Consider the following 25128-nt stretch of genomic DNA (forward strand, 5'->3'; position numbering starts at 1 on the left):
CCCGGGTTACATGCGAAACAGGCCGAACGTGGTGGGTTCGATGGGAGCGTTGAGCGAGGCTGAAAGTGCCAGGGCCAGGATGTCGCGGGTCTGGGCCGGGTCGATGACGCCGTCGTCCCACAGGCGCGCGCTGGAATAGTAGGGGTGGCCCTGATGTTCGTACTGGTCGAGGATCGGCTGTTTCAGTTCGGCCTGCTGCTCTTCGCTGAAGGTCTGGCCACTGCGCTCGGCCTGTTCGCGCTTGACCTGCACCAGCACGCCCGCCGCCTGTTCGCCGCCCATCACGCCGATCCGCGCATTGGGCCACATCCAGAGGAATCGCGGGTCATAGGCTCGGCCACACATCCCATAGTTCCCGGCCCCGAAGCTGCCGCCGATGATCACTGTGAACTTGGGCACTCTGGCGCAGGCTACGGCGGTCACCAGTTTGGCGCCGTGCTTGGCGATACCGCCGCTTTCGTACTTCTGGCCGACCATGAAGCCGGTGATGTTCTGCAGGAACAGCAGCGGAATGCCGCGCTGGCAGGCCAGTTCGATGAAGTGCGCGCCTTTCTGCGCGGCTTCGGCGAACAGAATGCCGTTATTGGCGAGGATCGCGACAGGGTAGCCATGCAGCCGGGCAAAGCCGCAGACCAGCGTGGTGCCGAACAGCGCCTTGAATTCATCCAGCACCGAGCCGTCCACCAGTCGCGCAATCACCTCGCGCACATCGAAAGGCTGCTTGGCTTCGGCAGGAATAACGCCATATAACTCGTCGCTGGCATACAAGGGCGCAACAGGTGCGCTGGCGTTCAGTCGACCCTGCTTGTGCCAGTTGAGGTTGGCGACACTGCGGCGGGCCAGTTCCAGGGCGTGTTCGTCATTTTCGGCGTAGTGATCGGCCACCCCGGAAGTCCGGCAATGCACATCGGCGCCGCCCAGTTCTTCGGCGCTCACCACTTCGCCGGTGGCGGCCTTCACCAGTGGCGGCCCGGCCAGGAAAATCGTGGCCTGCTGGCGCACCATGATCGCTTCGTCGGCCATGGCGGGCACATAGGCACCGCCCGCCGTGCAGGAGCCCATGACTACGGCAATCTGCGGGATCCCCATGGCGCTCATGTTGGCCTGATTGAAGAAGATCCGCCCGAAGTGTTCGCGATCCGGAAATACTTCATCCTGACGCGGCAGGTTGGCACCGCCCGAATCCACCAGATAGATACAAGGCAGGCGATTCTGCTGGGCGATGGCCTGGGCGCGCAGGTGTTTCTTGACGGTGAGCGGGTAGTACGAGCCGCCTTTGACTGTGGCATCGTTGGCGACAATCATGCATTCCACGCCCTCGACCCGGCCAATCCCGGCAATCACGCCCGCAGCCGGCACTTCTTCGTCATAGACGGCATGGGCCGCGAGCTGGCCGATTTCCAGAAACGGTGAGCCGGGGTCCAGCAAGCGATTGATGCGCTCGCGGGGCAACAGCTTTCCTCGGGACGTGTGGCGCTCCTGGGCCTTGCTGCCGCCACCTTCATGAACCCTGGCCAGCAGGCGGCGCAGGTCATTGACCTGTTCCAGCAAGGCAGCGTGGTTGCTGGCGAATTCGGGGGAGCGCGTGTTGATTCGGCTGTGCAGAATGATCATGAAGCACTCCCGGGCTCAGCGTGTCTCGTTGAACAGTTCGCGGCCGATCAGCATGCGCCGGATTTCACTGGTGCCTGCGCCGATCTCATAGAGCTTGGCATCGCGCAGCAAACGACCGGCCGGAAACTCGTTGATGTAACCGTTGCCGCCCAGAATCTGGATGGTATCCAGCGCCATTTGCGTGGCCAGTTCGGCGCTGTAGAGGATTATCCCGGCAGCATCCTTGCGGGTGGTTTCGCCACGGTCGCAGGCCTGGGCGACGGCATACAGATACGCGCGGCTGGCATTCATCTGGGTGTACATGTCCGCGACCTTGCCCTGAATGAGTTGGAACTCGCCAATGCTCTGGCCGAACTGTTTGCGGTCGTGGATATAAGGCAACACCACATCCATGCAGGCCTGCATGATCCCGGTCGGGCCGCCGGAGAGCACGACGCGCTCGTAATCCAGGCCGCTCATCAACACCTTCACGCCGCCATTGAGCGGCCCCAACAGGTTTTCTTCCGGGACTTCCACGTCATCGAAAAACAGCTCGCAGGTGTTGGAGCCACGCATGCCGAGCTTGTCGAACTTGTTACCGCGGGTGAAACCTTTCCAGTCGCGCTCGACGATAAAGGCGCTGATGCCATGGGCGGCCTTGTCCAGATCGGTCTTGGCATAGATCACGTAGGTATTGGCGTCCGGGCCGTTGGTGATCCAGGTCTTGCTGCCATTGAGCACGAAGTGGTCGCCGCGGCGCTCGGCCCGCAGCTTCATGGACACCACGTCCGATCCGGCATTGGGTTCGCTCATGGCCAGGGCGCCGACATGTTCGCCGCTGATCAGTTTGGGCAGGTAGCGGGCTTTCTGCGCCGGGTTGCCATTGCGGTTGATCTGGTTGACGCACAGATTCGAGTGGGCGCCGTAGGAGAGGGCGACCGAGGCCGATCCGCGGCTGATTTCTTCCATGGCGACCACGTGGGCAAGATAGCCAAGGCCTGCACCGCCATATTCTTCGCTGACGGTAATGCCCAGAAGGCCCATTTCTCCGAACTTGCGCCACATGTCGGCCGGGAACAGGTTGTCCTTGTCGATCTGTGCGGCGCGTGGGGAGAGTTCGGACGCGACAAAAGACCGGGTCTGGTCACGCAGTATGTCGATGGTTTCGCCCAGGGCGAAGTTCAGGCTGGGGTAGATCATGAATAGCGCTCCAGTTTTATTATTGGCGGATTGGCTATGACCTTTACGTTAACGTAAGCCTGTAATTGCCAAGGTGTCAATGTCGGAGGGCTGCGAGGGGAATAGAGAAGGGTGGCGATGCTGAATGCCGGAAAGCACGAAGGGGAGCCTGGGCTCCCCTTCAAGGTTTCTTTGCATGCTCTTTTTTGTTTTTCGGGAGGTCTTTTATTGTTTTTGGCGACCTGGCCCTTCACATCTTTTTTGAGCGACCCCCATTCGGGATCAAGAGCAAACGTATTTTTTTGAGCGCTGATATCGCTTTTATCGTGTCGATCCAACCCGTTCTGGCGCTACCTGAAGGTAGTTTTATTGTTCTCTGCCCGGTTGCGAGTACCCTCATTAGCAAGGGTCTCTGAAAAGCTATCCACTCCAAAAAAATCTGTTAGCTGCGCCTCTGTCCGTGTTGTTCTTGTTATGTCAGAGCCGATACGTATTGTTTTTATTGGATTGCTGCGTTTTCTTGTTCTTGTTGTACAAGAGATATAGCAGAACCCGTGCCAGTTTTTGCGAAACCCTTTAAATACAGGGTTTTGGCGGGATTCTGGAGGCTGAGGCGCTTGTCCGTCAGCCGCTGAATGTTTCCGTGTTACCCGTTTTCACTCAACTGATCCCGGCGAGGGTAACACTCTGTGACAAGTTGCCGCACCGACTCGCCGACCAGTGACCTTTCTCAAGCGGGCAGACGAGCTATAGCCACCCTGGACCCGTTGCGGCGTTCCAGCACGGTACAGATTCGCTGGCCAGCCGCGATAAGCAGATCCAGGTCGATGCCAGTGTCGATACCCAGGCCGCCGAGCATATACAGCACGTCCTCTGTCGCCACATTGCCGCTGGCACCCTGGGCGTAAGGACAGCCGCCAAGTCCGGCAACCGAGCTGTCGAAGACCGCAATGCCTTCCAGCAGGCTGGCGTAGATATTGGCCAGCGCCTGGCCGTAGGTGTCGTGAAAATGCCCGGCGAGTTTGCCCCGGGGAATCTGCCCGGCGACCACGTTGAACAGCTCCCGTGTGTCGGCGGGTGTGCCAATGCCGATGGTGTCGCCCAGAGACACTTCGTAGCAGCCCATGGCTATCAACTCGTTAGCCACGGACGACACCTGTTGGGGGAGAACCTTGCCTTCATACGGGCAGCCCAGTACGCACGACACATAACCTCGCACGCGAATGCCATGCAGATGCGCCGCCGCCATTACCGGCAGAAAACGCTCCAGGCTTTCGCTGATGGAGCAGTTGATATTGCGCCGGGAAAAGGCTTCGGAGGCTGAGGCAAATACCGCTACTTCACGAACTCCGGCCGACAGCGCATCTTCGAAACCTTTCAGGTTGGGGGTCAATGCTGAATAGATGACTCCGGTTTGAGGTTGAAGGCTGGCAAAGACTTCTGCAGAGCCGGCCATCTGCGGCACCCATTTGGGGGATACGAAACTGCCGGCCTCGATGTGCTTCAGTCCTGCGGCTGTCAGGTCCTCGATCAGTTGCACCTTGTCCGAAATGCTCACCGGACGCGCTTCATTTTGCAGGCCGTCTCTGGGGCCGACTTCCACCAGGCGAACGCGTTGAGGTAAATGCATGGCGGTTGTACCTCATATCTTGTTGAGGTTTGTTATTCAGGTATTTGATCTAAAAGGGTTTTGTTCAGGGCTGCACGACAGCGTTCCTCTGCGGTATCCAGCTCAAGCTGCATCTGCTGGATGTCCAGAAGCTGCTGCTCCAATTGTCCGCGACGCTCTTCGATCTTGCCCAGCATGCTGTGTAACTGCTTCTGATTGTCGCCGTGAGGGTCGTACAGCTCGATCAGCTCCCGGCATTCAGCCAGGGAGAAGCCGATGCGTTTGCCGCGCAGGATCAGCTTGAGGGTGACTTTGTCGCGTGGGGAGTAGATACGCTCCAGGCCCCGTCTTTCGGGGCTGAGCATGCCTTGTTCCTCGTAAAAGCGAATGGCGCGGGTGGTGATGTCCAGTTCGCGGGCGAGGTCGGAGATGCTGTAGGTCGGGCTGGTCATGGTTCTGCTCGGCGGGGAAACCTTTGGGTTAACCTAAGGCTGGCTTGACGTATACGTCAAGCCGATGCCGTCGCGAGCAAGGGAAGTTAAAGTTAGAACTAGCTTTAACTATTTTAAAAATATCTATATTTATCAGTTAATTAAGATTTTAAGTTAATTCTGTTTCAAGGCGATTTTCCTGCGCTGTCACCCGCTGGCACAACTCGATCAACTGCTCGCGCATCCAGCGATTGGCCGGGTCCTGATCGGTGCTTTCGTGCCAGTACAGATGAGTTTCCACCGCCGGCACATCGCTGACCGGCAATTGCGCATAGTGCAGGTCATGACGCCGGGAAAAGCGCTCGGGGACGGTCATGACCATGTCGGTCTGTTGCAGCACCTGGGTCGCCATCAGGTAGTGCTGGGAGCGCAAGGCGATCTTGCGCTGGATTCCCATCTTGCCCAGTGCCAGGTCAACATGCCCAAGGCCGCTGCGACGGCTGGAAATATGAATGTGCGCCTGCGCCAGATAGTCATCCAGATTGAAGGCTGCCTTGCCTGCCAGAGGATGGCCTTTGCGCATGGCGCAGACGTATTTGTCTTCCATCAACTTGACGTGCCGCACCTGCGGATCGGTATTGAGAGGCGCATCGACGGCGAAGTCCAGGCGCCCCGCGGCCAGCTCCTTGGTGGTTTCGCGACGTTTGGACAGGAAGCTTTCGATGGTCACTGCCGGGGCCTGACGCCGCAGGCGCTGGAACAGCAAGGGCAGGATCACCGCTTCGGTGAGGTCGGTCATGCTGATGCGGTAATTCTTGATGGCCTGCAACGGGTTGAAGATGCGGCTTTCCTGCACCGACACTCGCAGCAGTGACAAGGCATTGCGCACCGGGCCGATGATGTTCTGGGCCATGGGCGTGGGCACCATGCCCTGAGCCGTGCGCACGAACAGCGGATCGTTGAAGGTTTCCCGCAGTCGCGCCAGGGCGTTGGATACCGCAGGCTGGGTAATGCCCACGATCTGGCCGGCTCGTGTCAGATTGGCTTCGGTGTAAATGGCGTCGAAGACAATGAAAAGATTGAGATCAACCTTGCTCAGGTTCATTGGAGGCGCCTCTCGTTGTTCTTGTAGGGTCACTGCTTATGCCGCAGCGTAGCTCGATCATATATTGGTTATGAATGTTTATATACGCCGAGAATAGATTAGATAAATGCCGGTGGGTTCTTTAGCATCCCTTTCATGACCTCCATTCCCTTGAGAAGGTAGCTGCCCATGGATTTTGCCTATTCCCCGAAAGTGCAGGAGCTGCGCGAGCGCGTCACTGCCTTCATGGACGCTTACGTTTATCCCGCCGAGCCGGTGTTCGAGCGCCAGGTGGCGGAAGGCGACCGCTGGCAGCCCACGGAAATCATGGAAGAGCTCAAAGTCAGGGCCAGGGAGCAAGGCCTGTGGAACCTGTTCCTGCCCGAGTCGAAACTGGGCGCAGGCCTGACCAATCTTGAATACGCGCCCCTGGCTGAAATCATGGGTCGCTCGCTGCTGGGGCCTGAGCCTTTCAACTGTTCTGCTCCGGACACCGGCAATATGGAAGTGCTGGTGCGTTACGCAACCCCGGAGCAGAAGCAGCAATGGCTGGAGCCGCTGCTGCGGGGCGAGATTCGTTCGGCCTTTGCCATGACCGAGCCTGACGTGGCGTCCTCGGATGCAACCAATATGGCGGCCCGCGCCGAGCGGGATGGCGATGAGTGGGTTATCAATGGCCGCAAGTGGTGGACCTCCGGCGCCTGTGACCCGCGCTGCAAAATCCTGATTTTCATGGGCCTGACCAACCCCGATGGGCCTCGTCATCAGCAGCACTCCATGATTCTTGTGCCTGCTGATACGCCCGGCGTGAAAATCGTGCGGCCGCTGCCGGTCTTTGGCTATGACGATGCGCCTCACGGGCACGCCGAGGTGCTGTTCGAGAATGTCCGGGTGCCTTATGGCAATGTGCTGTTGGGGGAAGGGCGCGGCTTTGAAATTGCCCAGGGACGTCTGGGGCCTGGGCGTATCCATCACTGCATGCGTTCGATCGGCATGGCGGAGCGTGCGTTGGAATTGATGTGTCAGCGTGCCGCCAGTCGTGTGGCATTCGGCAAGCCGTTGGGGTTGCTGGGCGGCAATATCGACAAGATTGCGGATTCGCGCATGGAAATCGACATGGCGCGGCTGCTGACCCTCAAGGCCGCTTACATGATGGATACCGTGGGTAACAAGGTAGCCAGGAGCGAGATTGCCCAGATCAAGGTGGTGGCGCCCAACGTGGCTTTGAAAGTCATTGACCGGGCCATCCAGATCCATGGCGGCGCAGGGGTTTCCAATGATTTCCCGCTGGCCTATATGTATGCCATGCAGCGCACCTTGCGTCTGGCCGACGGCCCGGATGAGGTGCATCGTGCGGCCATTGGCAAGTTCGAACTGGGCAAGTACCTGCCGCAAAAGTGAGCGTAGGCGGGGTGCAGTGGGTCAGTTCACCCAGACTTCAACCCGCCGGTTCTTGATCCGGCCATCGTCGGCATCGTTGCCAGCGACCGGCATTTCGTCGCCGAAGCCCAGTATTTCGTGGAAAGTCACGCCACTTTTCTGCAGTTCCCGGCGAACCGCCATGGCGCGCAGCCGGGAAAGCAGGGTGGCCCGTGCCGAATCGCTCTTGGCATCGCCAAAACCCACCAGTGTGACCTGCTGATCGAGCTTCTGATGGGTTTTGAGGTAATCCGCCACACGCCTGAGATCCAGTTGTGCCTTGTTATCCAGTCGGGCGCTGCCCTGGGCAAAGCGGAAGTTGACCGACAGGCGCTCGGCCTTGCGAGTCAATGCCTGATAGTCCTCGGGCATCTGCGCCGTTGCCTGCACCTTCATGGCCTGAACGGTCTGGGCCACAAAACCGTTGCGGGCCACGATGGCCTGGCCTTCGGCGCTTTGCGCAAAGTGAACCAGTGCCTGGGCCCAGTCATGGTTTGCCTTGGGCGGAACATACAGATACAGGCGCCTCGAAAGCGGGTAATCCTCAGTCGCAATCAGGCTGACAGTCGGCAGCATCGCTTTTGATTCGCCGTCGGCAACCGCTACGGCTTTGGCGTGGCGAACATAAGGCAGTCCGATGAAGCCAATGCCGTTGCGATCATTGCTGACCGCATCGGAAAGCTGCTCGCTGGACTCGAAGCGCCTCGCCTGACGCGACAGGTTCTTGCTGTTGCGGGTCAGCACCAGTTCCTTGAAGGTTTCATAGGTGCCGGAATTTTCGTCGCGGGCGTACAGATGAATCTCGCCGGCATTGCCGCCGATTTCTTGCCAGTCCCGGACTTCTCCCGAAAAGATGCGAGCCAGTTCCAGAGTGCTGAGCTGCCGAAGCGGGTTGCCCGGATGCAGAATGACCGCCACGCCGTCGATGGCGATCACTTGTTCGCTCTCGGGGCTTTTCAGGTCGCCAAGGGCTTTGAGTTCCTGGACTTCCTGATCCTTGATCGGTCGTGAAGAGGCCGCAATATCGGCGCTGCCTGCCTTGAGCGCAGTGAAGCCGGTGCCCGAACCGTGGGCGGCAATGTCCGCGACCACCGCCTGTCCGGTTGCCGTGGAGCCCGTCACGCGGGTTTCGTTGGGTTGGGTGCCGGGAAGGCTTTGCAGGGCTTGCAACCCTTGCTGGCGCATCAGGCCTTCGACCAGTGCCGGGCCCAGTTGCGCATTGATGGTGTTGGAACCCTGGATGCGCAAGGCAGGGGTGCCATCTGCCGGAACCGGCAGCGCAGCCTGGGTCATGCAGGGCAGGATGGCGCAGGAAAGCGCCAGCGCGGAAAGCAGAGCGCGCAGCATCTGCGTCACCTTGTATAGCTGAAAGTCTCGGCAGAATAAGACAGAAAGATTGCTGAAATATGACGCTTGATGAGGTGCCTGACGTTTATCTGAGCGACGTGCCTGCGGGTTCACAGGCACGTCGGCATCGCAGCATTTATCAGCTCAATTCAAGCCAGATCGGCGCATGGTCCGAAGGTTTTTCCATGCCGCGCAATTCATAGTCCACGCCAGCCGCCTTGATACGCGGTTGCAGGCCTGTGGAGGTCATGATCAGGTCAATACGCAGCCCGCGCTTGGGGTTGTCTTCAAAACCACGGCTGCGGTAGTCGAACCAGCTGAACTGATCGACCACTTCCGGGTGCAGGTAGCGGAAGCTGTCCACCAGACCCCAGTTCTTCAGGCGCTCCATCCATTCGCGCTCTTCAGGCAAGAAGCTGCACTTGCCGGTTTTCAGCCAGCGCCTGGCGTTATCCGCGCCGATGCCGATGTCGCAGTCCTGGGGGGAAATATTCACATCGCCCATAACGATCAGCGGCTGGTCATTGCTGAAACGGCTTTCCAGCAGCGCTTGCAGGTCGTTATAGAAGCGTTGCTTGGCGGGGAACTTGGTGGGGTGGTCGCGGCTTTCGCCCTGAGGGAAGTAACCATTCATGATGGTGACCGGCTGGCCATTGCTGTCAGCGTAGGTGCCCCAGATGAAACGCTTCTGTGCCTCTTCGTCGTCCCCCTCGAAACCCTTGTGCAGGGCCAGTGGCATATTGCGTGAAAGCAGGGCAACGCCGTAATGGCCTTTCTGACCGTGGAAGTGAACGTGGTAGCCCAGCGCTTCGATCTCGGCCTGGGGAAACTGCTCGTCGCTGACCTTGGTTTCCTGCAGGCCAATCACGTCAGGCTGGTGTTTTTCGATCAGCGCCGCCAGCTGATGCGGTCGGGCACGCAGACCGTTGATATTGAAAGATACAATTTTCATGAAGCGGCAATCCTGAATTCATACAAAGAAGCGATGCTAGCCGACCGGCCGATTTACGGCCAGCGTGCCGTCGGCTGCTACGCTGGGTTGAGGGCTGGAACTGTTCCGGCTGTGCTTGCTCTCACCCTTGCGCAGCCATGGATGAAAATGGCTGCAAGGCCAGTCCGCAGAAGGCTTTTTTCTGACCGGACCTTCAGGTTTTCCTGCAGGTTGTGGCGTAAGGGATTGAAAGTTCGACCTATTGACAGGTTCCAGCAGAATCTGTCGATCGTGTTAGCATGCGTGACCATATGAAGTTTTTAACCCTGCTCAGCAGCGCGCTGCTGATGTCCATGAGTGCAACGGCCCTTGCCCAAGCCCGTCTGGATGTCAGGATCAAGCCCGCGAATCCGGAACTCAAAGCCAACGTCGAAGGATATGTAGGCAGCCTTGGCGAGCGTGATGCCGAGGCCCTGAAACATTTCAGCCTGGGCGCCGAAGAACAGGCGCAGAAGGCAGCTCAGGCGCTGGGCTACTATCAGGCCCGCATCGACAGCCAGGTGACAGATGACCAGGACCCGAAGCTGGTCATCACCATCGAGCCCGGCGAGCCGATCCGCCTGCGCAATGTGACGGTGCGTATCGACGGGCCGGCGGCTTCTCTCAAGGCTTTTCAGGTTCCCAAAAGCCAGGCGTTGGCACCCGGCGCGGTGCTGAATCATGGGCATTATGAAGACGCCAAGCGCCTGATCCAGAATCAGGCGTCTCGCTACGGCTTTTTCAGTGGGCGCTTCACCAGCCAGCGTCTGGCAGTTGACCCGCGTGCCGGAGTGGCGGACATCGAGCTGGTGTATGACAGCGGTCCGCGCTACTCCCTGGGCAAAGTGGTGTTCAGTGGTGATACACCGCTCGATGACGACCTTCTCAAGCGCATGGTGCCGTTCAAGGAAAACACGCCTTACGACTCGCAACTGATCGCCGAACTCAATCAGGCCATGCAGTCCAGTGGCTATTTCGAGGGCGTACGGGTGGATGCAGCTCCCGCCGCTGCCGTCGGGCAGGTCATTCCGATGACTGTGCAACTGGAAACCCGCAAGCCGCGCACCATGGGCCTGGGGCTTGGTTTCTCCACTGACGTCGGGCCGCGTGGCAAGGCCAACTGGACGCGCCACTGGGCCAATCCCCAAGGACACAGTTATGGGTTTGAAACCGAGCTGTCGGCACCTCGGCAGAACGTGGGGCTTTGGTACGACGTACCACTTGATCCGCCGCTCACCGACAAGCTGCGTTTTGCCGGCGGCTATCAATATGAAGAAATCGCGGGCACCGACAGCCTCAGCAAACTGCTCACCGTCGGCCCTGAATGGCACAGCAAGTTGCCCAGCGGCTGGGAGCGGGTGGTTTCTCTCAAGTGGCAGCGCGAAGAGTATCGCCTGGGCGATGACAGCGGCCTGAGCACCTTGCTGATGCCCGGTATCAGCTATTCGTTCCTGCGCAGCGACAACCGCATCGATCCGAGCCAGGGCTACCGGTTGCAGTTCGATGCGCAGGTTGCCAAGGAGGGCGTGATGTCCGATGCCAACCTGTTTCATGGCAATGTGCTGCTCAAGGGCCTGACCACCGTTGCGCAGAATCACCGTTTTCTCGGGCGCGTGCAGTTCGGTGGGAACCTGACCAATGGCTACAAGTCCATCCCGCCGTCTCTGCGCTTTTTTGCCGGTGGCGATCAGAGCGTTCGCGGTTATGACTATCAGACCCTGTCGCCGACCAACTCCGATGGCGACCGTATCGGCGGTCGCTACATGGTGGCGGGCAGTGTCGAGTATCAATACTCCATCGCGGAAAAATGGCGTCTGGCGACTTTTGTCGATCAGGGCAACTCCTTCAATAACCTTGAGCTGCCGAGCCTGAAGACCGGCGTAGGCTTCGGGGTGCGCTGGGTTTCACCGGTCGGGCCGTTGCGCCTGGATCTGGCCCGTGCGCTGGACGATGACGGCGGGATTCGTTTGCACTTCTCCATGGGACCGGAACTGTGAAGCGTCTGAACATCAAGCGTGGGGCGAAGATCGCGGGTCTGGGGCTGGTCACGATCCTGCTGCTGTTGCTGGTGGGCACCTGGATGGCAGTGGGCACGCAGAGCGGCAGCCAGTGGGCACTGGCGCGAGTGCCGGGTTTGCAGGTAGAGAATTTCAGCGGCCGGCTGGGCGGACAATGGCGTGCTGACTCGGTGCTCTGGCAGCAGGGCGAGGACCGCGTCGAGGTCGCTGCCGTCCAGTTCGACTGGTCGCCTGCCTGCCTCTTGAAGATGACGCTGTGCATCGAGCAACTGCATGCCGGTCAGGTACGTATGCATTTCCCGGCCAGCGAAGAGACTGTCAGCGAAGGCCCGCTGTCCTTGCCGCAACTGAAACTGCCGGTGGCGATTCGCTTGAATGACGTGCAACTGGGCAGCCTGCAACTGGACGGCGTCGAGCAACTGAGTGATCTGAAACTGGCGGCGCACTGGACGGCTGATGGTCTGCAGATCGATTCGGCCCATTTGCAGCGCGACAGTCTGGTTCTCGACCTTGTCGGCCTGCTGAAGCCAGAGGGCGAGTGGCCGCTGACTGCCAAGGGCACTTTGCAGCTGCCACCTCAGGACGGACAACCCTGGGCGCTGGCGCTGGATATCACCGGCGAACTGCTCAAGACCCTGCACCTCAAGGCCGACAGCAGCGGCTACCTGCAAGGGCAATTGAGCGGCGAGTTGCAAGCGCTGGCCGAGCATCTGCCGGCCAAAGTGAACATCACCTCCGAGCGCTTCAAGCCCAGTGCCGGATTGCCGGATACCTTGCAGCTTGAGCAGGTGTTGCTCAATGCCGAAGGCAACCTCGACAGCGGCTACCAGATTACCGGCAGCGCCAGCCTGCCCGCCGAACAAGGCCCGGTCGCTCTGGCGCTGCAAGGCCGTGTGGATGCCAAAGGCGCTGATATCGAGACGCTGCAACTGACCGCCAGTGAACAGCAGCATCTCACCCTCAACGGCCAGTTGAACTGGGAAAAAGCGCTCAAGGCCGATGCGAAAATCGACTGGCTGGACTTCCCGTGGCAGCGGCTTTATCCGCTGGCGAGTGAGCCTCAGGTCAGTCTGCGCACATTCAAGGGCGAGATTTCCTACACCGACGGTCAGTATCTGGGCAATTTCAGTTCCGACCTGGATGGCCCGGCAGGTGCTTTCAGCCTGGGCAGCCCGTTCAGTGGCAATTTGCAGCAGGTGTACCTGCCGCAACTGGAAATGGTCGCAGGGCAGGGTAAGGCCAGCGGTCATCTGAATTTGCAGTTCGCCGATGGCATCGGCTGGGACACGGCGCTGGATCTGGGCTCGCTCGATCCGTCCTATTGGGTCGCGGAACTGCCGGGCACTCTGGCAGGTGCGCTGCGCAGCAAGGGGCAATTGAAAGATGAAAAGCTCGCACTAAATGCCGACCTGGACCTCAAGGGGCGTTTGCGTGGTCAGCCAGCGGTGTTGCTGGTCAAGGCCGATGGTGCGGGTGAGCGATGGAACCTCGGTGCGCTGGATATACGCCTGGGTGACAACCGGATTCAGGGCAGCGGCAGTTTGCAGCAGCGCCTCGCAGGCCAACTGGATCTCAATCTGCCACGCCTGGGGCAGCTATGGCCGAGGTTGCAAGGGCGGCTCAACGGAAAACTGAATCTGGCCGGAACGCTTCAGTCTCCTCAAGGCCAGCTTGACCTGCAAGGCGCGCAACTGGCCCTGCAGGACAATCGCCTGCAAAACCTGACACTGGCCGCGAAGCTCGATCAGGCCCAGCGGGCAACGGTCGACCTCAAGGGCAGTGGTATTCACGCCGGCGACACGGCATTGGGAACCTTGACCGTCAATGGGCAGGGCACGCTCAAGAACCAGCAGATGAAGCTCGACCTGCAAGGCCCGTTGCTGAAACTGGCTCTGGCACTCGACGGTGCTCTGGATCAGGGCAACTGGCGCGGACGACTGGTCAGCGGCGCCATTCAGAGCGGCGGGCAGGACTGGAAACTGCAACAGCCTGCAAAGCTTGAGCGTCTGACCGACGGCAAGATCAACTTCGGTGCCCATTGCTGGGCTTCCGGGCAGGCAAGCCTGTGCGGTGAAGATCAGCGTCTGATGCCTGAGCCCCGATTACGTTATCACCTGAAGAACTTCCCCCTCGAAAGCCTGGCTCAGTGGCTGCCCAAGGACTTCGCCTGGAAAGGCGCGCTCAATGCCGATATCCGACTCGATCTACCAGCCGCCGGGCCTGACGGGCAAATCACGGTCGATGCCAGCAACGGCACGCTGCGGGTAAAGGAAAAGGATCAGTGGCTGGACTTTCCTTATCGCAGCCTGAAACTCAGCAGCACCCTGAAACCACGCAGTATCGATTCGCGGCTGGATTTCGAGGGCGAGAAACTGGGCAGGCTGTTGCTCACGGCGCGAATCGACCCGTTGTCGCGTGAAAAGAGCCTGAGTGGCGACTTCAGCCTGTCCGGCCTGGACGTTTCCGTGGCGCGGCCCTTCGTGCCTCTGGTGCAGAAACTCAATGGCCGCCTGAGTGGCAATGGTCGACTGTCCGGTGGTCTGCTGGCACCTCAGGTCAATGGCAGTCTCAGCCTGGAGGGTGGTGAGGTTTCGGGGCCTGAGCTCCCCATGGAGTTGCAGGACCTGAAAGTCCAGGCCCTGATTGCCGGGGAAAGCGTACAGCTCAATGGCGGCTGGAAGAGCGGCGCGACCGGGCAGGGCACAGTGAGCGGGCAGGTGGCCTGGGGGCAGGCTCTGATGGTGGATATCAACCTCAAGGGCTCGCGCCTGCCGATTACCGTCGAACCTTATGTCGCCGTGGAAGCGGCGCCCGACCTGAAAGTCTCCATGCACAACGACCGGCTGGGAATTTCCGGCAAGGTGCTGGTGCCCAAGGGCACGATCACGGTGCGCGAGTTGCCGCCTTCTACGGTGAAGCTGTCGGGGGATACCGTCATCGTCGGGCAACAGACTGAAGAGGGTGCGCCGCCCATAGCCATGGCGATGGATATCGATGTCGAAGTCGGACAGGAAAAACTGGCGTTCAGCGGCTTCGGGCTGACGGCCAACCTTGTCGGGCATGTGCACATTGGCGACAACCTCGATACCCGCGGCGAACTGAACCTCAATGACGGACGTTACCGCGCCTATGGCCAGCGCCTGACCATTCGCAAGGCCCGCCTGTTGTTTGCAGGCCCCATCGATCAGCCTTATCTGGATATCGAAGCGATTCGTCAGACCGACGAGATCATCGCCGGTATCCGCCTGACTGGCAGTGCCGATCAGCCCACTACCGAAGTGTTTTCCGAACCTGCCATGAGTCAGGAGCAGGCGCTGTCCTATCTGGTGATGGGCAGGCCGCTGGGCAATACCGGGGAAGACAGCAATATGGTTGCCCAGGCCGCCCTGGCGCTGGGCGTGGCGGGAAGTGCGTCGACTACCGGCAAACTTGCCGACAACCTCGGGATCAAGGACTTTGAGCTCGATACCACCGGCACGGGCAACAAGACCAATGTCGTGGCCAGCGGCAAGATCACCGAAAAACTCAGTCTGCGCTATGGCGTGGGCGTGTTCGAGCCCGCCAATACCATCGCTCTGCGCTACATGTTGAGCAAAAGGGTGTATCTGGAAGCGGCCAGCGGCCTTGCCAGTTCGCTGGATATTTTCTATAAGCGGGATTTTTAGCGCGAGGGCTCTATTCTGTTACCGTTTCGGAAATATCCGATATAGGTACTTGGTCACTTTCGTGGTTAACTTCCGGCTCTTCAAAAACTCTGTAAAAGGACTTGGTTTCATGGCTCAAGTAACGCTCAAAGGCAACCCTGTACAAATCGCTGGCGACCTGCCGAAAACCGGCAGCGCTGCTCCCGCTTTCACTCTGGTAGGTGCCGGCCTTGCCGATGTGACCCTGGCTGACTTTGCGGGCAAGCGTAAAGTCCTGAACATCTTCCCAAGTGTCGATACTCCGACCTGCGCCACTTCCGTGCGCAAGTTCAACGCCCAGGCCAATGACGTCGCAAACGCCGTCGTGCTGTGCATTTCCGCTGACCTGCCATTCGCCCAGGCTCGCTTCTGTGGCTCGGAAGGTCTGGAGAACGTCCAGAACCTGTCTTCTTTCCGCAGTGCCGATTTCGGCAAGAACTACGGCGTTGAAATCGCCGATGGTGCTCTGGCTCACCTGACTGCCCGTGCTGTTGTCGTCCTGGACGAAAACAACACTGTATTGCACAGCGAGCTGGTTTCGGAAATCGCCGAAGAGCCGAACTATGAAGCGGCTCTGGCTGTATTGAAGTAATACCCTGCAACACTTCGACGGCCTGAATCCGTTCAGGCCGTTTTTTTATTTGCGCTTCAACCGTTTAACAAAAGTAAGCGCTTGGTAAAGGCGCTTTGCTTGCAGCTCATCTGTGCTTATTGTTCAGCCTCCTGAAGAACCCCACCTGTAATGGTTGATTTATTCATGCAATCGTCTGGCCCCCGTAATTCCCGTCGCTGGTTGATCAGTCTGCTGGTCCTGTTGGTTATCGTCGGTTTGTGCTGGTGGTTCTGGCCTGCGTCCTCTTCGTCCCACAAGGGCGCCGAGTCGGGCAAGGCACCGGCAGCGGCAAGTGCAGGCAAAGGGGCGCGGCCAGGTTTCGGTGGTTCGGCGGCAGCGGTTCCGGTACGGGTTGCCCCGGTGACCCAGGGCGACTTCCCGATCTATTACAAGGCGCTGGGCACGGTGACTGCGACCAACACCATCAATGTGCGCAGCCGTGTGGCGGGCGAGCTGGTCCGTATCCACTTCCAGGAAGGGCAGATGGTCAAGGCGGGCGATCTGCTGGCCGAAATCGACCCGCGCACCTATCAGGTTGCGCTGCAACAGGCTGAAGGCACCCTGGCGACCAATCAGGCGCTGTTGAAGAACGCCCAGCTCGATGTGCAGCGTTACCGCGGGCTGTTCGCCGAGGACAGCATCGCCAAGCAGACCCTGGACACTGCCGAATCCCTGGTGAACCAGTATCAGGGGACCATCAAGTCCAATCAGGCGGCGGTGGCGGAGGCGAAGCTCAATCTGGACTTCACCCGCATCAAGGCCCCGATTGCCGGACGTGTCGGCCTCAAGCAACTGGATATCGGCAATCTGGTCGCTGCCAACGACACCACGGCGCTGGTGGTGATTACCCAGACCCAACCGATTTCGGTCAACTTCACCTTGCCGGAGAAAGACCTTTCAGCCGTCATCGCCCGTTACCGCAGCAGCGACAAATTGCCTGTCGAGGCCTGGGACCGGGGCGACCTCAAGTTGCAGGCCACCGGTGTGCTCGCGAGCCTGGACAACCAGATCGATGTCACCACCGGCACCCTGAAGTTCAAGGCCCGTTTTGAAAACCGCGATGAAGTGCTGTTCCCCAATCAGTTCGTGAATGTGCGCCTGCGTGCCGACACCCTCAAGCAAGCGGTGCTGGTACCTACAGCGGCCGTGCAGTTCGGCACCAATGGCACCTTTGTCTATGCGCTGGACGGCGACAAGAAGGTCAAGGTCAACCTGCTCAAGACCGGCCCGAGCGATGAAAACTCGACCGTCGTGCTCGAAGGCCTGGCTGCCGGTGCGCAGGTCGTGCTCGAAGGCACCGACCGTCTGCGCGACGGAGCCGCAGTGGAGGTGGTCACTGAAAGCAAGGACGTGCCGTCCACTCCAGGCCAGCAGTTGCAGGGCAAGCCTGACAAGGCCACCGATAAATCGGCCTCGGCCGACAAGGTGGAAAAAAACCAAGCATGAACATGTCGCGCCTGTTCATCCTGCGTCCGGTCGCCACCACGCTGAGCATGCTGGCGATTGTGCTGGCCGGTTTGATCGCCTACACCCTGTTGCCGGTTTCGGCCCTGCCACAGGTGGATTACCCGACCATCCGGGTCATGACCCTGTATCCGGGCGCGAGCCCGCAGGTCATGACCAGTGCCGTAACGGCGCCGCTGGAGCGACAGTTCGGGCAGATGCCGGGGCTGGACCAGATGGCGTCCACCAGTTCGGGCGGCGCGTCGGTCATCACCTTGCGTTTCAATCTTGAAATCAACATGGACGTGGCCGAGCAGGAAGTGCAGGCGGCCATCAATGGCGCGACCAACCTGTTGCCCAATGATCTGCCTGCGCCACCGGTCTACAACAAGGTCAACCCGGCGGATACACCGGTCCTGACCCTGGCGATCACCTCCAAAACCATGCTGCTGCCCAAGCTCAACGATCTGGTGGATACGCGCATGGCGCAGAAAATCTCCCAGATCAGCGGCGTCGGCATGGTCAGCATCGCGGGCGGGCAGCGTCAGGCGGTGCGGATCAAGGTCAACCCCGAAGCTCTGGCTGCCAACGGCCTGAATCTGGCAGACGTGCGCACGCTGATCAGTGCCTCCAACGTCAACCAGCCAAAGGGTAACTTCGACGGTCCGACCCGGGTGTCGATGCTCGATGCCAACGATCAGCTCAAGTCCCCCGAGGAATACGCCAACCTGATCCTGGCCTACAGCAACGGTGCGCCGCTGCGCCTCAAGGATGTGGCGCAGATTGTCGATGGTGCGGAAAACGAGCGACTGGCCGCCTGGGCCAATCGCAATCAGGCGGTGCTGCTCAATATCCAGCGCCAGCCCGGTGCCAACGTCATCGAGGTGGTGGACCGGATCAAGGCCTTGCTGCCCAGCATCACGGACAACCTTCCGGCTGGACTGGATGTGGTTGTACTGACCGACCGCACCCAGACCATTCGTGCCTCCGTCACCGATGTTCAGCATGAGTTGCTGATCGCCATCGTGCTTGTGGTACTGGTGACTTTCCTGTTTCTGCGCCGGGTCAGCGCGACCATCATTCCGTCGATTGCCGTGCCTCTGTCGCTGATCGGCACGTTTGGCGTGATGTATCTGGCCGGCTTCTCCATCAACAACCTGACACTGATGGCCCTGACCATCGCCACCGGTTTTGTGGTGGACGATGCAATCGTGATGCTGGAGAACATTTCCCGGCATATCGAAGAGGGTGAAACACCTTTTCAGGCAGCCTTGAAGGGCGCGAAGCAGATCGGCTTCACGCTGATTTCCCTGACCCTGTCGCTGATTGCCGTATTGATCCCGCTGCTGTTCATGGCCGATGTGGTCGGGCGTCTGTTCCGGGAGTTCGCTATTACCCTGGCGGTGGCGATCCTGATTTCCCTTGTTGTTTCCCTGACCCTGACCCCGATGATGTGCGCCCGCTTGCTTAAGCGTGAGCCAAAGGAAGAAGAGCAGGGGCGTTTCTACCGCGCCAGCGGTGCCTGGATCGACTGGCTGATCCGCATCTATTCCGACAAGCTGCGCTGGGTGCTCAAGCACCAGCCTCTGACCCTGCTGGTTGCCATCGGTACGATGGGTTTGACCGTCGTGCTGTACATGGCCGTTCCCAAAGGGTTCTTTCCGGTGCAGGACACCGGCGTGATCCAGGGTATTTCCGAAGCGCCGCAGTCGGTGTCGTTCAAATCCATGAGCGAGCGTCAGCAATCGCTGGCGGACGTCATTCTCAAGGATCCTGCCGTTGCCAGCCTGTCTTCCTATATAGGTGTCGATGGTGACAACGCGACGCTCAACAGCGGCCGCCTGCTGATCAACCTCAAGCCCCACGGCGAGCGCGACCTGACTGCCATGCAGGTCATCCAGCGTCTGCAACCTCAACTGGACGGCTTGTCGGGCATTCGCCTGTTCATGCAGCCGGTGCAGGACCTGACCATCGAAGACCGGGTCAGCCGGACCCAGTACCAGTTCAGCATGTCGTCACCTGATGCCGAACTGCTCAGTCTGTGGAGCGGCAAGCTGGTGGACGCCCTGAGCAAGCGCCCGGAACTGACCGATGTCGCCAGTGACCTGCAGGACAAGGGCTTGCAGGTTTACCTGATGATCGACCGCGATGCTGCAAGCCGCGTGGGCGTTACCGTGGCCAATATCACCGATGCGCTGTACGACGCTTTCGGTCAGCGGCAGATTTCCACCATCTACACCCAGGCCAGCCAGTATCGAGTGGTGCTGCAGGCAGCTTCCGGCAACGAGCTGGGCCCCAAGGCGCTGGAGCAGATTCACGTCAAGACCACCGATGGCGGTCAGGTCAAGCTGTCGAGTCTGGCCAGGGTCGAGCAGCGTCAGGCACAACTGGCGATTGCCCATATGGGGCAGTTCCCGGCAGTCATGATGTCGTTCAACCTTGCGCCTGATGTGGCGCTGGGCCAGGCGGTGCAGGTGATCGAGCAAGTACAGAAAGACATTGGCATGCCGATTGGCGTGCAGACCCAGTTCCAGGGCGCTGCCGCAGCGTTCCAGGCCTCGTTGTCCAGCACGCTGCTGCTGATCCTGGCAGCGGTGGTGACCATGTACATCGTGCTGGGTGTGCTCTACGAGAGTTATATCCACCCGATCACCATTCTTTCGACCCTGCCATCGGCAGCGGTGGGCGCCTTGCTGGCCTTGATGATCAGTGGCAACGATCTGGGGATGATCGCCATCATCGGCATCATTCTGCTGATCGGTATCGTCAAGAAGAACGCCATCATGATGATTGACTTCGCCCTGGACGCCGAGCGTAATCGCGGCATCGACCCCGAGACGGCCATCTATGAAGCGGCGTTGCTGCGTTTCCGGCCGATCCTGATGACGACCCTGGCGGCGCTGTTCGGCGCGATACCGCTGATGCTGGCCACCGGCTCCGGCGCAGAGCTGCGTCAGCCGCTGGGGCTTGTCATGGTCGGGGGCCTGTTGCTCAGCCAGATCCTCACGCTGTTCACGACCCCGGTGATCTATCTGTACTTCGATCGCCTTGGCCGTCGCTGGGCGCGCAAGCCTGACTCAAGACAGGTCGAAGCATGAACCTGTCCGCACCCTTTATCAGCAGGCCGGTCGCCACTGTCCTGCTGAGTCTGGCAATCATGCTGCTGGGCGCGGTCAGTTTCAGGCTGTTGCCCGTGGCGCCGTTGCCGAACATGGATTTCCCGGTGATTGTGGTGTCGGCCAGCCTGCCGGGCGCCAGTCCCGAGATCATGGCCTCCAGTGTGGCCACCCCACTGGAGCGCTCGCTGGGGTCCATCGCCGGCATCAATACCATGAGCAGCAGCTCGAGCCAGGGGACGACCCGGGTGATTCTGCAGTTCGATCTGGACCGGGATATCAACGGCGCGGCGCGGGAAGTGCAGGCGGCAATCAACGCCTCGCGCAATCTTTTGCCCAGCGGCATGCGCAGCATGCCGACCTACAAGAAGGTCAACCCTTCCCAGGCACCGATCATGGTGCTGACCCTGACGTCCGATGTGCTGGAAAAAGGACAGCTCTACGATCTGGCCTCGACCATCCTTTCCCAGAGTCTGTCGCAGGTGACCGGTGTCGGCGAGGTGCAGATTGGTGGCAGTTCGCTGCCGGCCGTGCGTATCGAGCTGGAACCGAACATGCTGGACCAGTACGGTGTTTCCCTCGACGAAGTGCGCACAACCATCACCGGTTCCAACGTGCGTCGTCCCAAGGGTTTTGTGGAGGACAGCCAGCATAACTGGCAGGTCCAGGCCAACGACCAGCTGGAAAAGGCCAAGGATTACGCGCCACTGATCATTCGCTATCAGGATGGCGCGGCCCTGCGTCTCAAGGATGTGGCCAAGGTCAGCGACGCGGTGGAAAACCGCTACAACAGTGGTTTCTTCAATGACCAGTCGGCGGTGCTGCTGGTCATCAACCGTCAGGCCGGTGCCAACATCATCGAGACGGTGGCGCAGATCAAGGAGCAGTTGCCTGCCTTGCAGGCGGTCTTGCCTGCCAGCGTGAAGCTGAATATCGCCATGGACCGTTCGCCGGTCATCAAGGCCACGCTGCATGAAGCCGAGATGACCCTGCTGATTGCCGTGGTTCTGGTGATTCTGGTGGTGTTCCTGTTTCTGGGCAGCCTGCGGGCTTCGCTGATCCCGACACTGGCGGTGCCGGTTTCCCTGGTGGGTACTTTCGCCATCATGTATCTGTGCGGTTTTTCCCTGAACAACCTGTCGCTGATGGCCCTGATTCTGGCCACCGGGCTGGTGGTGGACGACGCAATCGTGGTGCTGGAGAACATTTCCCGGCATATCGATGAAGGTGTCCCGCCAATGAAGGCGGCTTATCTGGGGTCCAGGGAAGTCGGTTTCACGCTGTTGTCCATGAACGTTTCGCTGGTGGCCGTGTTCATCTCGATCCTGTTCATGGGCGGTCTGGTGGAAAGCCTGTTCCGGGAGTTTTCCATCACGCTGTCGGTGGCGATCATCGTTTCACTGCTGGTTTCCCTGACGTTGACACCGATGCTCTGCGCACGCTGGCTCAAGCCTCAGGAGCAGGAAAAGAGTGCTTTCCAGCGCTGGAGCCAGCGCGTCAACGATCGCATGGTGGTCGGCTATGACCGTTCCCTTGGCTGGGTGCTGCGCCATCCTCGCCTGACGCTGCTCAGCCTGCTGATTACCATCGTGGTGAACGTCGCGCTGTATGTGGTGGTGCCCAAGACCTTCCTGCCGCAGCAGGATACGGGGCAACTGATGGGGTTCATTCGTGGCGATGACGGTCTTTCGTTCACCGTGATGCAGCCCAAGATGGAAATCTTCCGCCGCGCTGTGCTGGCCGACCCTGCTGTGCAGAGTGTCGCGGGCTTTATCGGCGGCAGTGGCGGCACCAACAATGCCTTCATGATAGTCCGCCTCAAGCCGGTTTCCGAGCGCAAGATGTCTGCTACTCAGGTGGTCGAGCGTCTGCGCAAGAACCTGCCCCATGTGCCGGGCGGGCGATTGTTCCTGGCACCGGATCAGGATCTGCAACTGGGCGGCGGTCGTGAACAGGCCAGTTCCCAGTATCAGTACATCCTGCAAAGCGGTGACCTGCCCAGCCTGCGCGAGTGGTATCCGAAAGTCGTGGCAGCCCTCAAGGCGTTGCCTGAGCTGACCGCCATCGACGCCCGTGAAGGGCGCGGCGCCCAGCAGGTCACTCTGGTGGTCAATCGGGATGCGGCCAAGCGCCTGGGTATCGACATGAACATGGTGACCACCGTGCTCAACAACGCCTATAGCCAGCGCCAGGTTTCCACCATCTATGACACCCTGAACCAGTATCAGGTGGTGATGGAGGTCAACCCCCGATACGCGCAGGACCCGGTCACGCTACAGCAGGTGCAGGTGATTACCGCAGACGGGCAGCGCGTGCCATTGTCGAGCATTGCCCATTACGAGCGCAGTCTTGCCAATGACCGGGTGTCCCATGAAGGCCAGTTTGCATCGGAGAGTATTTCCTTTGACTTGGCCGAAGGTGTCAGCCTCGATACGGCGACGGTCGCCATAGAGCGTGCGATTGCCAGGGTAGGGCTGCCTTCTGAGGTGATTTCCAAGATGGCCGGTGCCGCCGATGCCTTTGCCGCCACCCAGAAAGGCCAGCCATTGATGATTCTCGGTGCCTTGCTGGCGGTTTATCTGGTGCTGGGGATTCTTTACGAAAGCTACATCCATCCATTGACGATCCTCTCGACCCTGCCGTCGGCCGGTGTCGGAGCCTTGCTGAGCATCTATGTGCTGGGCGGCGAATTCAGTCTGATTTCCCTGTTGGGGCTGTTTCTGCTCATCGGGGTCGTGAAGAAAAACGCCATCATGATGATCGACCTGGCCCTGCATCTGGAGCGTGAGTCGGGAATGACGCCACAGGAATCGATCCGCAGTGCCTGCCTGCAACGTCTGAGGCCGATCCTCATGACCACGATTGCTGCCATTCTGGGGGCCTTGCCGCTCCTGCTGAGTAACGCCGAAGGTGCGGAAATGCGCCGTCCGCTGGGCCTGACCATTATTGGCGGGCTGGTCTTCAGCCAGATTCTGACCCTTTACACCACCCCGGTGGTTTACCTCTATCTCGACCGGCTGCGCCACCGATTCAATCGCTGGCGTGGCGTGCGCACCGATGCTGCTCTGGAAACCCCGCTATGACTGACCATCCGGCAATCAAATCCAACCCGCAGTGGCTTGTCCGGCCTCTGGCAACGGGGCTTTGCGTCCTGCTGCTGAGCGCCTGTGCCGTAGGGCCCGACTACCACAAGCCGTCAGTGACCACGCCTGTGCAGTTCAAGGCGGCCGAAGGCTGGCGTCAGGCGACACCGAGCGATGCCATGGCCCGTGGCGCATGGTGGGAGGTATATGGCGACAGCGAGCTCAATGCGCTGGTGGCGCGGCTCAACAGCTCCAACCAGACGGTGGCGCAATATGAAGCCCAGTACCGGCAGGCCAGGGCATTGGTGCGCAGTTCCCGTGGCGCACTGTTTCCCACGCTGGACCTGACGGCCGGCAAGACCCGCTCGAGCCAGGGTTCTTCCAGCACCAGTACGTCGGGTTCCAGCGGTATCAACGACTCCTACAATGCTCAGCTGGGCGTGAGCTGGGAAGCCGATATCTGGGGCAAGTTGCGCCGTGGGCTGGAAGCCGACACCGCCAGCGCCCAGGCCAGCCTTGCAGATCTGGCTGCCATGCAGTTGAGCCTGCAATCGGAGCTGGTGCAGAACTACCTGCAATTGCGGGTGCTGGACGAGCAGAAGCGTTTGCTGGAGTCCACTGTCCAGGCTTACGAACGCTCCCTGACCATGACCCGCAATCAGTATCAGGCCGGTATTTCCGGTCGTGAAGCCGTGGCCCAGGCCCAGACCCAGCTCAAGACCACCCAGGCCGATCTGATCGACCTGACATGGCAGCGTGCTCAATTCGAGAATGCCATTGCAGTGCTGATGGGGATGGCGCCGGCCGAGTTCAATCTGCCTGCCACGACCACAATCCCCGAGTTACCGCAGATTCCTGTGGGTATTCCTTCGCAACTGCTGGAGCGCCGCCCTGATATCGCGGCTGCCGAACGCTCGATCATGGCCGCCAACGCCAATATCGGTGTCGCCAAGGCGGCTTACTACCCGGATTTCACCCTGAGCCTGAGTGGCGGCTATAACAGCAATTCGTTTTCCAACTGGATCAGCCTGCCGAACCGCTTCTGGTCGGTCGGGCCGCAAATGGCCCTGACGCTGTTCGATGCCGGCAGACGCTCTGCGGAAGTCGATCGCATTGAAGCCGTCTATGATCAGACCGTTGCGCAATACCGGCAAACGGTCCTCAACGGCTTCCAGGAGGTGGAAAACTACATGGTTCAGCTCAAGGTTTACGAGGAGGAAGCGACCGTTCGGCAGGAAGCGCTGGATGCTGCCCGTGAATCCCTGCGCCTGACCAGCAACCAGTACAAGGCCGGAGTCATCGGCTATCTGGATGTCGTCAATGTGCAGACCACCGCGCTGAGCAATGAGCGCAGCGTCTTGAATGTGCTGCAAAGCCGCCTGATTGCCAGTGTGCAGTTGATCGCTGCAATGGGGGGTGGCTGGGATGCCCGGAGCGGTCTGCAGATCAAGGAGTGATCAGCGCATAGATGAGGGCGGATGGCGTCAATGTACTATCCGTCAGAAATAGTTATTTTGTATGTGGCCAATAGCCATATTTG

The 25128-nt window shown here is 59.8% G+C and carries 16 protein-coding genes; 9 read left to right on the top strand and 7 right to left on the bottom strand.

Annotated features, from left to right (window positions below):
* Positions 1–6 precede the first annotated feature (6 nt).
* Positions 7–1614 carry a carboxyl transferase domain-containing protein gene (locus K5D32_RS08085; protein ID WP_221599754.1) on the bottom strand — a complete coding sequence of 536 codons (1608 nt, stop codon included), beginning with the start codon at positions 1612–1614 and terminating at the stop codon, positions 7–9.
* A 15-nt stretch (positions 1615–1629) separates the two neighbouring features.
* The gene (locus tag K5D32_RS08090) at positions 1630–2793 is read right to left on the bottom strand and encodes an isovaleryl-CoA dehydrogenase (protein ID WP_221599756.1); all 1164 of its coding nucleotides are present in this window, start codon (positions 2791–2793) and stop codon (positions 1630–1632) included.
* A gap of 185 nt (positions 2794–2978) precedes the next feature.
* On the opposite strand from K5D32_RS08090, the gene K5D32_RS26115 reads away from it, so the two are divergent.
* Positions 2979–3188 carry a hypothetical protein gene (locus tag K5D32_RS26115; RefSeq protein ID WP_311775776.1) on the top strand — a complete coding sequence of 70 codons (210 nt, stop codon included), beginning with the start codon at positions 2979–2981 and terminating at the stop codon, positions 3186–3188.
* Between the two features lie 314 nt (positions 3189–3502).
* On the opposite strand, the gene K5D32_RS08095 is transcribed toward K5D32_RS26115, so the two are convergent.
* The 3 genes from K5D32_RS08095 to K5D32_RS08105 form a co-directional block, all read right to left on the bottom strand.
* A complete protein-coding gene (locus K5D32_RS08095; RefSeq protein WP_221577601.1) occupies positions 3503–4402 on the bottom strand; it encodes a hydroxymethylglutaryl-CoA lyase in 900 nt (299 codons plus the stop codon).
* A 32-nt stretch (positions 4403–4434) separates the two neighbouring features.
* Entirely contained in the window at positions 4435–4833 is a 399-nt protein-coding gene (locus K5D32_RS08100; protein ID WP_221577600.1) for a MerR family DNA-binding transcriptional regulator, read from the bottom strand.
* A gap of 148 nt (positions 4834–4981) precedes the next feature.
* A complete protein-coding gene (locus K5D32_RS08105; RefSeq protein ID WP_221599758.1) occupies positions 4982–5917 on the bottom strand; it encodes a LysR family transcriptional regulator in 936 nt (311 codons plus the stop codon).
* 168 nt (positions 5918–6085) lie between these two features.
* Between K5D32_RS08105 and K5D32_RS08110 the strand changes: the two genes are divergently transcribed.
* Positions 6086–7297: an acyl-CoA dehydrogenase gene (locus K5D32_RS08110; protein ID WP_221594050.1), complete on the top strand. Its 1212-nt coding sequence runs from the start codon at positions 6086–6088 to the stop codon at positions 7295–7297.
* Positions 7298–7318: 21 nt separating this feature from the next.
* On the opposite strand, the gene K5D32_RS08115 is transcribed toward K5D32_RS08110, so the two are convergent.
* Together K5D32_RS08115 and xthA are read right to left on the bottom strand one after the other, a co-directional pair.
* Positions 7319–8662, bottom strand: coding sequence for a phosphate ABC transporter substrate-binding/OmpA family protein (locus tag K5D32_RS08115; protein ID WP_221599760.1), 1344 nt, complete (start codon positions 8660–8662; stop codon positions 7319–7321).
* Between the two features lie 139 nt (positions 8663–8801).
* Positions 8802–9614, bottom strand: a complete 813-nt coding sequence (gene xthA / locus K5D32_RS08120) for an exodeoxyribonuclease III (protein WP_221559784.1) — start codon at positions 9612–9614, stop codon at positions 8802–8804.
* Between the two features lie 290 nt (positions 9615–9904).
* Here xthA and K5D32_RS08125 point away from each other — a divergent pair, with 290 nt between their 5' ends.
* The 7 genes from K5D32_RS08125 to K5D32_RS08155 all read left to right on the top strand — a co-directional run bounded on the left by K5D32_RS08125 (position 9905) and on the right by K5D32_RS08155 (position 25045).
* Complete coding sequence (locus K5D32_RS08125) at positions 9905–11629, top strand: autotransporter assembly complex family protein (protein WP_221599762.1); 1725 nt, start codon at positions 9905–9907, stop codon at positions 11627–11629.
* 5 nt (positions 11630–11634) lie between these two features.
* On the top strand, positions 11635–15315 hold the full coding sequence (locus tag K5D32_RS08130; protein ID WP_221599845.1) for a translocation/assembly module TamB domain-containing protein: 3681 nt from the start codon (positions 11635–11637) through the stop codon (positions 15313–15315).
* A gap of 109 nt (positions 15316–15424) precedes the next feature.
* Positions 15425–15925 (top strand): thiol peroxidase, encoded by a 501-nt coding sequence (gene tpx / locus K5D32_RS08135; protein ID WP_221577595.1) that lies wholly within the window; start codon positions 15425–15427, stop codon positions 15923–15925.
* Between the two features lie 150 nt (positions 15926–16075).
* Positions 16076–17392 carry an MdtA/MuxA family multidrug efflux RND transporter periplasmic adaptor subunit gene (locus tag K5D32_RS08140; protein WP_221594045.1) on the top strand — a complete coding sequence of 439 codons (1317 nt, stop codon included), beginning with the start codon at positions 16076–16078 and terminating at the stop codon, positions 17390–17392.
* Positions 17389–20487: an MdtB/MuxB family multidrug efflux RND transporter permease subunit gene (locus K5D32_RS08145; RefSeq protein WP_221594044.1), complete on the top strand. Its 3099-nt coding sequence runs from the start codon at positions 17389–17391 to the stop codon at positions 20485–20487. The genes K5D32_RS08140 and K5D32_RS08145 overlap by 4 nt, the downstream gene beginning before the upstream one ends.
* Positions 20484–23588, top strand: a complete 3105-nt coding sequence (locus tag K5D32_RS08150) for an efflux RND transporter permease subunit (protein WP_221599765.1) — start codon at positions 20484–20486, stop codon at positions 23586–23588. The genes K5D32_RS08145 and K5D32_RS08150 overlap by 4 nt, the downstream gene beginning before the upstream one ends.
* Complete coding sequence (locus tag K5D32_RS08155; protein ID WP_221599767.1) at positions 23585–25045, top strand: efflux transporter outer membrane subunit; 1461 nt, start codon at positions 23585–23587, stop codon at positions 25043–25045. The genes K5D32_RS08150 and K5D32_RS08155 overlap by 4 nt, the downstream gene beginning before the upstream one ends.
* Positions 25046–25128: the final 83 nt, after the last annotated feature.

Origin of the sequence: Pseudomonas cichorii, from assembly GCF_019719005.1 — a bacterium.
Taxonomy (GTDB): domain Bacteria; phylum Pseudomonadota; class Gammaproteobacteria; order Pseudomonadales; family Pseudomonadaceae; genus Aquipseudomonas; species Aquipseudomonas cichorii_E.